We start from the raw sequence: 10740 nt of genomic DNA, 5'->3' as shown, positions 1-10740 counted from the left end.
GAAATTTATCTTAAGACAATTATTGAGCAGGTTTACTTCTATCAAGTTACTCTAAATCAGTTTAATTACTTTTCATTCTTCGAGTTGTTTTTCGGGTTATTTTTAGAATTAGGTTTAATGTGAGGTTTAGGCTGAAGCTGTTCTTCAAGCAAGCCTTTTGTTTCATATCTGTTGTGTGTATCAATGATTGCTTTTTCAATGATTGAAGCGCTGACGCCATTGGCACGAAGTTTTTCAATAAACACTTCATCATCAGCTAAGGTATAACCATCATGATCACGGTCTAAACCTTGACGAATATATAAGCGTATTAAACCCTGAATACGCTTAAATCCATGCTCATCTGCCGTTTCTTTTAATAAACCAATCATCTCTTCAGAAAGTCTGACACTAATAGGACGGGTAATCTTTTGTGGATGATCAGAAAATTTATTACGAATGCGTGGAGGAATCATAGCCATAATATTTTTTTAGTATTTAGTTAATTTGAGAAATTATAAACTAACATAATCTTTAATACTTAACTAGGTTTAACTAGACACAGTAAAAAAGTCTAAGTATAAAAAAAGCCCCAATCATTGATTAGGGCTAATCTAAAGGTTTTAATTTGATTCAACTTTAGGGGTTAAAACCTTTATATTATTTGGCTCCCTAACCTGGGCTCGAACCAGGGACACACGGATTAACAGTCCGATGCTCTACCAACTGAGCTATTAGGGAATAACTTAGAAAACTATATAATATAATATATATTATGCAAGTATAATATGCATGGGGTCTTGACTAAGTGATGCGTATTCTAGCCAAGCATCACTTAAGTGTCAAGCTTTATATCTAAAAACTTTTAAAAAGCTGAAATCGATTGTTTGTTGGTCAGATTTGAAGCTTATTGGTGTTTTTTGTGCCAAAATAACTTTTGATATTGTTTTAAGATGACTATGTAATAATGTGCATCTTATATATCACTAAAATATACTATAAACCAAAAAAAAGTCCTTATATATAAAGATAAGGACTCTGGCATATGCCATAAACATATTGCTAAGTAGCAATGTTAGCCTGAATTGGTCAATACAACATTCATGCTAGTATTTGGCTCCCTAACCTGGGCTCGAACCAGGGACACACGGATTAACAGTCCGATGCTCTACCAACTGAGCTATTAGGGAATAACTGTTTTAACGCATTAATAAAGCGGTTTGCGTTAAGTGGGGCGTATTCTATCAAATATTTGATATCCGTCAAGCTTTTTTTTGATAAAAAGTCTAAAATTTACGAATAAATTTTAATTCCTACCATTTAATTTAATTTTTACTTATAAAATGTCACTATATATGCCAATCAATTAAAGTTTATCAGTTTTAGATAATGGTTATAACTTTTAAATTTAGTGTTTATAGGTATATTTGGCTGCATTGAACCAAAGTTAAAATGATTGAAATAGTGAATAGTAATTAAGGGTAAGTAATTTTTCAATAAAATAAACGTTTTAAGCAACGTAGTGATAGTTACAAGCTACTTATAAATACCAATTAAGTTGTTATACAAATCACCTATAATGATTATATCTTTACTATGAATAAATTATAAATTTTTTAACTTTTAACTAATAGGAAAACTATGTCACAGATTAATACTACTTCTTCGGCGGTAAGGGCCCCATTAAAAAATGAATTATATATGTCAGTATTAATGACGCCCGATTTGGCTAATTTTACTGGTAACGTACATGGCGGTGATCTGCTAAAAATGCTAGATCAAGTGGCTTATGCTTGTTCGAGTCGCTATAGTGGTGGATACGTAGTTACTTTATCTGTCGACCAAGTAATGTTTTTGGAGCCTATTTATGTAGGCGAATTAGTGACCTTTGCAGCTAGTATAAATTATGTGGGCAAAACTTCAATGGAAGTAGGCATTCGAGTTGAAGCTGAAAACATTCAACATCGTACGATTCGCCATACCAATAGCTGTTTCTTCACTATGGTGGCAGTTGATGAAAATGGTAAGCCAACGCCGGTACCGCCTCTTGAGATTAAAGATGATTTACAGCAATGTAGATTTGATGCAGCGTTAGAGCGAAAAAAACTTCGCGCACAAAATGCCAATCGCCCAAGTTGTAGTATTGGTAAAAAGCCGGCTGGGAATTTAATTGGTGGCTGTAAACCTAGTGATTCTCTTAATTGATTTTACTTTATATTGATTTATCAGCTATATAATTCATTAGATATACATGCAATATAAAGAAACATTTATGCTGCAAGATATAAATTTAAAGGGTTTGTTTATAGAGATTTATTATGAAAAATTGTTCAAAAAATATACTGGTACAAAGCCGTAAATTTATAGCCTTAAGTGGCCTAGCTTTATTGGCAGTGAACGTATCTGCTCATGCTGATCTAACCATTAGTAGTGGCATACAAAATAGCGGCACACAAACTAGCAATGCATCAAACGATACTATGATTAATCAAGTGTCAAATACAGCGTTAGATCATCAATTGCCTAGCGATGCTTCAATAGCAAAGCTTATGCAGGTTATGCATATTGATGCACAAATATAGGCTATTGTTAATAGTCAGCAAGCTGCTGCAGATATATTGCAGCAACAAAGCGATAAGGCTTCAGTGGATGATAAAAACTTAAATAAACGTCAACGTGAAATTGCTACTAATATGCATGGGGTATTAGAGCAATATAGCAAAATACTTGCAAATGGCATAAAGGGTACGGCAACCAAGGAAGAAATGACTCAGGCGTATGTTAAAGCAGCTAAAGCACATTACAGTCAACAAGAGGTTAACGCCTTAATTCAATTTTACGATACGCCTATGGGTCAAAGTATCCTAGAAAAAAACCCTAAGGTAAATGCTGAGTTCTTAAAAGCTGCTCTGCCAGATAAAGATGAAATGAAGCAAACGACGAAACAGCTTGAAGAACTACTGCCTCAAGTTAAAGAAATATTTAAAGGTATTTTTTAAATAAAACAGTTAGCAGCTAGAGTAATATAAAAAAAGTGGCTATGAAGGTAGCTGCTTTTTTTTGATATTGATTATATGAATTAATGGTTTTCAGTAGTAGTAGGGGGCTTTAAATTCTTTGAGTTAACCTCATAATAAGACCTATAACACACATAATAAATGAAAAGATACCCATTATGCGAATGCCTGAACCTAGATCATCACGTCAATTAAATCAATTAGCCACTCAGCTTCAAGACGAAGCTGAAATAAGCGGAGTAAATGCTTCTGGAACTATAATTTCGAGCCGTGCTTTTGAAATGGTAACCGACTTTGAACCTGCCGGTGATCAACCCCAAGCTATTGAAAAACTTGTAAAAGGGGTTGAGGCCGGCATGGATGCACAGCTCTTACTTGGAGTTACTGGTTCTGGTAAAACTTATACCATGGCTAAAGTCATTAGTGAGACACAGCGTCCAACTATTATTATGGCGCATAACAAGACGTTAGCCGCTCAGTTGTATGGAGAGTTCAAATCATTTTTCCCAAATAATGCTGTTGAGTATTTCGTTAGTTATTATGATTATTATCAGCCTGAAGCGTATGTGGCTGCAAGTGATACTTTTATTGAAAAAGATAGTGCGATTAATGATCACATTGATCAAATGCGACTGTCTGCTACTCGAGCGCTTCTTGAGCGCCGTGATGCGATTATTATATCTTCTGTGTCCTCAATATATGGCTTGGGTGATCCAGAGAGTTATTTGAAAATGCTATTGCACATCGTAGTCGGCGACATGATAGACCGTAATGCATTAATTAAGCGTTTGGTTGCGCTGCAATATACTCGTAATGAGCTTGATTTTGAACGAGGTACTTACCGCTTGCGAGGGGAGTTATTGGACATCTATCCCGCAGAATCTGAACAATTGGCAGTGCGCATAAGTATGTTCGATGATGAGATTGAAAAAATCAGTTGGTTTGATCCGCTAACTGGTAAAACCGTGCGTAGTGTGCCGCGTATCACTATCTATCCAAAATCTCACTATGTAACACCTCGCGAAAAATTAGAGGCTGCCAGTAAGACCATTAGAGCCGAGCTTGATGAAAGACTTGAGTACTTTCGTGCCAATGACAAGTTGATTGAGGCGCAGCGCATTAAAGAGCGTACTCAATATGATTTGGAGATGATTCAGCAGTTAGGCTACTGTAATGGTATCGAAAACTATTCACAGCATTTATCAGGTCGTCCTGCCGGTGAGGCGCCACCTACGTTATTTGATTACATACCACCAGATGCGCTACTTTTTATTGATGAGTCTCATGTGACCGTCCCTCAAATCGGAGCGATGTATAAAGGTGATCGCTCACGTAAAGAGAACTTGGTCAATTATGGTTTCCGTTTACCCAGTGCTATGGACAATCGTCCCATGAAGTTTGAAGAGTGGGAAAAAATTAAGCCTGCTACGATTTTTGTGTCAGCGACCCCAGCGCAGTACGAGCTTGAACACAGTGAGCAAATTGTAGAGCAGGTGGTACGTCCCACAGGTCTAATTGACCCTGAGATTGAGATTCGTCCTGTATTGACTCAGGTTGATGATGTTTTGTCTGAAATTACTAAACGTCGTGAGCTAAATGAGAGGGTATTAATCACTACTTTAACCAAGCGTATGTCGGAAGACTTAACCGATTATCTAAAAGAATATAATGTAAAAGTAGCCTATCTGCACTCAGATATTGATACCGTTGAGCGAATGCAAATCATCCATGAGTTACGTACTGGTGTTCATGACGTATTGGTCGGTATTAACTTACTTCGTGAGGGCTTGGATATGCCTGAAGTGTCACTTGTTGCCATTTTTGATGCGGATAAAGAGGGATTCTTACGCTCAGAGCGCTCTTTGATCCAGACTATTGGTCGTGCGGCTCGTAACTTAAATGGTAAAGCAATATTGTACGCTGATCGTATTACGCCTAGTATGGAAAAAGCCATTGAAGAGACTGATCGCCGCCGTGAAAAGCAGATTGCCTTCAATGAGGAGCATGGCATTATTCCTAAATCAGCAACGCGTAGTATTACCGATAAGATTGATACAGGTGAAGTAGAAGAGCTTAATGACAATCAGGCTATTCCAAGTAGCAGTGCTTTACCTGATGTGGATATTGAGATTTTACGAAGTCCAGACTTATTGGCCAAAGAAATTAATCGTTTGGAAAAAAAAATGAAGCAGTTTTCACGTGAACTGAAGTTCGAAGATGCTGCGAAGATACGTGATAAAGTGCTTGAGCTTCGGGCTTATATTGTTCAGTAAAAGTATGGTTAAGTTGTAAAACATAAATGGTGGGTCATTAGATAATGGCTCGCTTTTTTTTGAACTTTTTTAGAATTAAATTTCTACGGATTAGGGCATACTATTATTTATAACTCGTATGCATAATATGCAAAAGGAGATGTCTTAAAACACAAAAAAAGATAAGAGTTAACTCTTATCTTTTTATGGAAAAACCTATTATGAAGCTATTTAGGCAGCCATGGATTCTTTAACACTAACCATGATTTGATCGCCTTCAAGACTAACTTCATACGAATCTATTTTAACGGCTTCATCATCTAAGCATAGCCCTGTTGCCAAGTCAAAACGTTGTTTGTAAATAGGTGAAGCTATATAAAGCACTTCATTCTCTGAAACTGTGCCGTCTTCTAACTGAGTTTTGATCATAGTTCCGCCAATTAAACCTCGTGATAGAACATTGGCTTTACTAAAGGGATCAAAATTATCAAGAGCGAATACTTTATCATCCTTAGTGCGAAATATAGCCACTTGTTTGCCTCCTATTAGCGCACATACGCCGCCTTCAGGAATAATATCGTTTAAAGTGCATATAAATTGAGTAGTCATAATAATTTCCTAATTTGGTAAAGTAAGCCTAAAGAAATGAATATAGTTAATGAAGTAGGGCATAGACCTTTACTAAGCCATGGCTTCTAAACTTTCTTTTTCAGCCTCAGTGGCAGGACGAATTTGTTCACGTTCGGTCACAAATACCACATTGTCATCACCAAGCTCACTATTAACAAAATGACGGAAACGTTTTAACTTCTCTTTATCGGTGATAGTTTCTTTCCATTCGCAGACATAATTATCAACCAGCAATTGCATTTGATCTTCAAGTTCTTGCGCAATGCCTAAGCTATCTTCGATAATTACTTGCTGTAAATACTCTAAGCCGCCCTCTAGACTCTCACGCCATTTTGAAGTGCGTTGTAGTTTATCAGCTGTTTTGATGTAAAACATTGTGATACGATCTATGTATTTGATTAAGGTTTCAGTATCAAGGTCGGTCGCGAATAGTTCACCATGACGCGGTACCATACCGCCGTTACCAGCCACATATAAATTCCAACCATTTTCGGTAGCAATTACACCAAAATCTTTTGATTGCGCTTCAGCACATTCACGGGTACAACCTGATACACCCATTTTGATTTTGTGTGGTGAGCGTACCCCTTTGTATCGGTTCTCTAAAGTGAGCGCTAGACCTACGCTGTCCGCAACGCCGTAACGACACCAGTTTTCACCCACGCATGATTTAACAGTGCGTAATGATTTGCCGTAAGCATGACCGGTTTCGAAGCCAGCTTCTACCAAACGCTCCCAAATATCAGGCAACTGCTCCAAACGTGCACCAAATAAATCAACTCGTTGACCACCGGTAATCTTGGTATAAAGGTTAAAATCTTTGGCAACTTGACCCAATACAATTAGTTTATCTGCAGTAATTTCACCGCCAGCTACACGTGGGACTACAGAGTAGGTACCGTCTTTTTGAATATTACCAAGATAGTAATCATTGGTTTCTTGCAAAGGTGCGAGCTCAGTTTTGAGCACATAATCATTCCAGCAAGACGATAATATTGAAGCAACTGCAGGTTTACAGATTTCACAACCATGGCCACTGCCATGTTCGTTCAATAATTCCTCAAAAGTTCTAATGCCTTTCACACGGACCAAGCTATATAATTCTTGGCGAGAGTAAGCAAAATGCTCACAAAGATCATTATTAACTTCGAAACCAAGTTCAGTTAATTGATAAGCCAGTACATCTTTCACCATAGGTGCACAGCCGCCACAGCCAGTACCTGCTTTAGTGCAGCTTTTAACTTCAGCTATAGAATAAGCACCACCTTCAACAGCGCCACAAATTGCACCTTTAGACACATTGAAACATGAACAAATAGTAGCAGTATCAGGAAGGTTTTCGACACCCATTGAAGGCTTTTCTACATTCGGTAAAATCAAGCTTTCTGGATGAGCGGGAAGATCAATGTCGTTTAGGAATAACTGCAATAAATTGTTATAGTCTTCGGTGTCACCGACCATAACTGCCCCAAGAAGCTTTTTATTATCGCTACTGGTCACAAGCTTTTTATAGATACCTTCGCTTGGGTTTTGATAAACATAGCTTAGAGAACCTTCGGTTTTGGCATGAGCATCGCCAATACTTCCTACGTCAACACCCATAAGCTTTAATTTGGTACTCATATCTGCACCAGTAAAGGTTGTTTCCGCATCTCCCGCAATCTGTGCAGCACAGATACTAGCCATAGTATAACCTGGGGCTACCAAACCAAATATTTTATTGTCCCAAACCGCACACTCACCAATAGCATAAATATCTTCATTATTGGTTTGACAAAAATCATTGATAAGTATGCCACCACGGCCACCTAAGGTTACTCCACACTCAGGATTATTTTTCATGATGCCGTCTTGAGGACGTATGCCAGCACTAAATAAGATTAAATCGGTATCTAACTCAGTATCGTCAGTGAATTTCATGGTCAAAAAAGTATCTTTTTCAAGATGCACATCATGTTGGACATCTTTTTGATGAATATCATGGTTTAAGGAAACGCTTCGATTATGCATAATTTCTTTGGTATTTTTACCAGTTAATACCGTTACACCTAAAGCCTCAATTTTCTTCTTTAAGATTTCACCGCCAGCAGGGTCAAGTTGTACGCCCATAAGTTGAGGGGCAAATTCAACCACATAAGTATCTAGACCTAAAGTCACTAAGGCTTTAGCAGCTTCTAAACCTAGCAATCCACCACCGACTACCACACCTTTTTTAACGTTAGGTTTCTGAGCAGTTGCTAGGATATCATCTAAATCAGTGATCGTACGATAGACATGACAATGTGAATGATCACCCCCTTCAATAGGCGGTACAAATGGATAGGAACCAGTTGCTAAAACTAGTTTTGCGTACTTGACTTTATCGCCGCCTTCAACGGTAATAGTGTGCGCATCGCTATTGATATCAACAATTCTTTTATTTAGATGTAGCTTTATACCTGTGTCATCGTAATGAGCCATATCTACTAAGTTTAGCTGACTAGCATCTTTATGCTCAAAATAGCTTGAAAGATAAACACGATCATAAGCTGGACGATCTTCTTCAGCAAACACATGAATGTCATAAGTTTCATTCAAGCCAAGCTCAATAGCTTTTTGTACAAAGTGATGACCCACCATGCCGTTACCAACTACTACAAGGTTTGGTTTTTCATTACTGTTTATATTAGTCATATCTGCCTTAATCATAAATTTATCCTTAAGATGGGTGTCTAGTAGTCCTTTTTTAAAACTATTATTAAGTTTTGAATATAAAACTACTTAGTGCCTACCCTAATATATTCAATAATCGTGCCAAACTTTTAAAATTATCATCTAATAATTCAAATGAATTTAATATGAATGGCGGTCTTAATAAATATGCTGCGCGATAAGGATATATTGCAAATTTATAAGAAAGTTTAATTGTAAAGTTGATTTATAAGTTAGATTTATAAATTTTTTGAATTTTAAATAACTATATATAGCTAGGCATTAATAACTAAAATCTTGCAAGTAGTTAATATTAAATAGATTGGTATAAAACCAACTTATACAAATAATGAGAATATTTAAAGAATATGATTATATTTTTTAAATAAATTTAGGATGGCACAATGCTTGCAACAATTACACTTAGTAACTAATTAGTAATATTTTAGTTAAAATTCAGCTTATTCATTTACTTAATTTAAAAGAGTCTGTAAACGGATATTTTCTACAGGCTATTATTTATATAAGGAATCACATCATGTCGTCCGCTTCTCCTGTACCTCCGAGTAAGGAAAAACTCAACATTTTATCCTTTGCTGGAAAAAATAAAATACTTCACTTAGGTTGGATGGCATTTTTTCTAACTTTTTTTGTTTGGTTTAACCACGCTCCATTCTTATCAGCTATAGGAGAAACTTTAGATTTAACAAAACAACAAGTTAAAACCTTACTAATTTTAAACGTAGCTTTAACGATTCCTGCACGTGTCATCATTGGTATGCTTACCGATAAGTTTGGACCTAGAATAGTTTATACCTGTATTTTAGCATTCGGAGCTATACCTTGTTTCACCTTTGCCTTTGCTCAAGATTATGAAACATTGGCTTTATCTCGTTTCTTGATGGGCTTTATTGGCGCAGGTTTTGTGGTTGGTATCCGCTTAATAAGTGATTGGTTTCCTGCTAATGAGTTAGGTACTGCAGAAGGTATTTATGGCGGTTGGGGTAATTTTGGTTCTGCAGCGGCAGCCATGCTTTTGCCAACAATGGCTATCGGCTTTGCTGCTTGGTTCGGTGGTGCTGAAGGCTGGCGTTATGCCTGTGCTACATCGGGTGTAGTTATGGCGTTATATAGTATTATCTTTTATATTAAGGTACGTGATACGCCAAAAGGATCTACTTACTTTAAGCCTAAAAAGAATGGTGCGATGACAGTAACTTCAACTGGTGATTTCTGGTTGATGATGGTGTTTAAAATTCCAATGTACTTAGCTTTGGCTATTCTTGCCTGGAAGTTGTCACCCTCAGGCGTAAGCTTGCTGACTCAATCAACGGTAAACATCATCTATGGTGCTTTGGTTGCCCTTTATATTTATGAATTTGTTTCTAGTTATCGTCATAACAAAGAAGTATTCACTACTGAAGTACCTGAAGCGCAACGTTATGACTTTAAACAAGTTGGCGTACTCAATATTTTATACTTTGCCACCTTTGGTTCAGAGTTAGCAGTAGTATCAATGCTACCACTGTTTTATCAAGAAACTTTTGATCTATCTATTGTAGCAGCTGGTCTATTGGCTTCATCTTATGCATTCATGAACTTGATGTCTCGTCCTGGTGGCGGTTGGTTAAGTGACAGATTTGGGCGCAAAACCACCTTACTCATTCTAACAGCCGGTTTAGCCTTAGGTTATCTACTAATGGGCTTCGTGAACTCTGGCTGGCCTATTGCTTTAGCTTTAGTTATTACCATGTTTTGTTCATTCTTTGTGCAAGCTGGAGAAGGCGCGGTTTTTGCAGTAATTCCATTAATTAAGCGTAGTATGACAGGTCAGTTTGCTGGTATGGCCGGTGCTTATGGTAATACAGGTTCGGTCGTATATCTTACGGTATTAAGTATGGTGAGTTATCAAGCTTTCTTCTTTGTGATTGCAGTAACAGCAGTCGTAGGTTTCTTAGCTTTATTTTTATTAAAAGAACCTTCAGGCGTAATTGTCGAAGAAATGCCAGATGGTACTTTTGCTGAAATTAAAGTAGGTCATTAATTGAAATTTAAAATTTATGAACAGTTTTTAAATTTTTAAAACATATCTTTTGATGATATTTATTAAGTTTATTTTAAATTGATATAACACATTAATATCGTTTAAATGTTCAAATATTAATTATAAG

8 protein-coding genes and 2 tRNA genes are annotated in these 10740 nt (G+C 36.8%); 5 read left to right on the top strand and 5 right to left on the bottom strand.

Annotated features, from left to right (window positions below):
* Positions 1–65 precede the first annotated feature (65 nt).
* From QZ265_RS07445 to QZ265_RS07435, 3 genes are all read right to left on the bottom strand, one after another.
* Positions 66–455 carry a CopG family transcriptional regulator gene (locus QZ265_RS07445; protein ID WP_366513674.1) on the bottom strand — a complete coding sequence of 130 codons (390 nt, stop codon included), beginning with the start codon at positions 453–455 and terminating at the stop codon, positions 66–68.
* Positions 456–644: 189 nt separating this feature from the next.
* Positions 645–720: transfer RNA gene (locus QZ265_RS07440), tRNA-Asn, on the bottom strand.
* A 373-nt stretch (positions 721–1093) separates the two neighbouring features.
* Positions 1094–1169: transfer RNA gene (locus QZ265_RS07435), tRNA-Asn, on the bottom strand.
* Positions 1170–1620: 451 nt separating this feature from the next.
* On the opposite strand from QZ265_RS07435, the gene QZ265_RS07430 reads away from it, so the two are divergent.
* The 4 genes from QZ265_RS07430 to uvrB all read left to right on the top strand — a co-directional run bounded on the left by QZ265_RS07430 (position 1621) and on the right by uvrB (position 5269).
* Positions 1621–2184 carry an acyl-CoA thioesterase gene (locus tag QZ265_RS07430; protein WP_296404909.1) on the top strand — a complete coding sequence of 188 codons (564 nt, stop codon included), beginning with the start codon at positions 1621–1623 and terminating at the stop codon, positions 2182–2184.
* A 113-nt stretch (positions 2185–2297) separates the two neighbouring features.
* Positions 2298–2561, top strand: coding sequence for a hypothetical protein (locus QZ265_RS07425; RefSeq protein ID WP_296404907.1), 264 nt, complete (start codon positions 2298–2300; stop codon positions 2559–2561).
* A 36-nt stretch (positions 2562–2597) separates the two neighbouring features.
* Complete coding sequence (locus tag QZ265_RS07420; RefSeq protein WP_296404905.1) at positions 2598–2978, top strand: DUF2059 domain-containing protein; 381 nt, start codon at positions 2598–2600, stop codon at positions 2976–2978.
* Between the two features lie 176 nt (positions 2979–3154).
* Entirely contained in the window at positions 3155–5269 is a 2115-nt protein-coding gene (gene uvrB, locus QZ265_RS07415; RefSeq protein ID WP_296404903.1) for an excinuclease ABC subunit UvrB, read from the top strand.
* A 210-nt stretch (positions 5270–5479) separates the two neighbouring features.
* Here uvrB and QZ265_RS07410 read toward each other — a convergent pair whose 3' ends face one another.
* Both QZ265_RS07410 and nirB read right to left on the bottom strand, forming a co-directional pair.
* Positions 5480–5857 (bottom strand): nitrite reductase (NAD(P)H) small subunit family protein, encoded by a 378-nt coding sequence (locus QZ265_RS07410; RefSeq protein ID WP_296404901.1) that lies wholly within the window; start codon positions 5855–5857, stop codon positions 5480–5482.
* A 72-nt stretch (positions 5858–5929) separates the two neighbouring features.
* Positions 5930–8566 carry a nitrite reductase large subunit NirB gene (gene nirB, locus QZ265_RS07405; protein ID WP_296404900.1) on the bottom strand — a complete coding sequence of 879 codons (2637 nt, stop codon included), beginning with the start codon at positions 8564–8566 and terminating at the stop codon, positions 5930–5932.
* Positions 8567–9107: 541 nt separating this feature from the next.
* Here nirB and QZ265_RS07400 point away from each other — a divergent pair.
* Positions 9108–10613: a NarK family nitrate/nitrite MFS transporter gene (locus QZ265_RS07400; RefSeq protein WP_296404898.1), complete on the top strand. Its 1506-nt coding sequence runs from the start codon at positions 9108–9110 to the stop codon at positions 10611–10613.
* Positions 10614–10740: the final 127 nt, after the last annotated feature.

It is taken from the genome of Psychrobacter sp. (assembly GCF_018260395.1).
GTDB lineage: Bacteria > Pseudomonadota > Gammaproteobacteria > Pseudomonadales > Moraxellaceae > Psychrobacter.
Note: the sequence above shows the minus strand (reverse complement) of the source record. Positions and strands in the feature narration are given on the sequence as shown.

Excerpts from the sequence above, each read along its gene's own strand:
- QZ265_RS07445 (WP_366513674.1), bottom strand. The coding sequence starts at position 455 with ATGATTCCTCCACGCATTCGTAATAAATTTTCTGATCATCCACAAAAG.
- QZ265_RS07430 (WP_296404909.1), top strand. The coding sequence starts at position 1,621 with ATGTCACAGATTAATACTACTTCTTCGGCGGTAAGGGCCCCATTAAAA.
- QZ265_RS07425 (WP_296404907.1), top strand. The coding sequence starts at position 2,298 with ATGAAAAATTGTTCAAAAAATATACTGGTACAAAGCCGTAAATTTATA.
- uvrB (WP_296404903.1), top strand. The coding sequence starts at position 3,155 with ATGCGAATGCCTGAACCTAGATCATCACGTCAATTAAATCAATTAGCC.
- QZ265_RS07410 (WP_296404901.1), bottom strand. The coding sequence starts at position 5,857 with ATGACTACTCAATTTATATGCACTTTAAACGATATTATTCCTGAAGGC.
- nirB (WP_296404900.1), bottom strand. The coding sequence starts at position 8,566 with ATGATTAAGGCAGATATGACTAATATAAACAGTAATGAAAAACCAAAC.
- QZ265_RS07400 (WP_296404898.1), top strand. The coding sequence starts at position 9,108 with ATGTCGTCCGCTTCTCCTGTACCTCCGAGTAAGGAAAAACTCAACATT.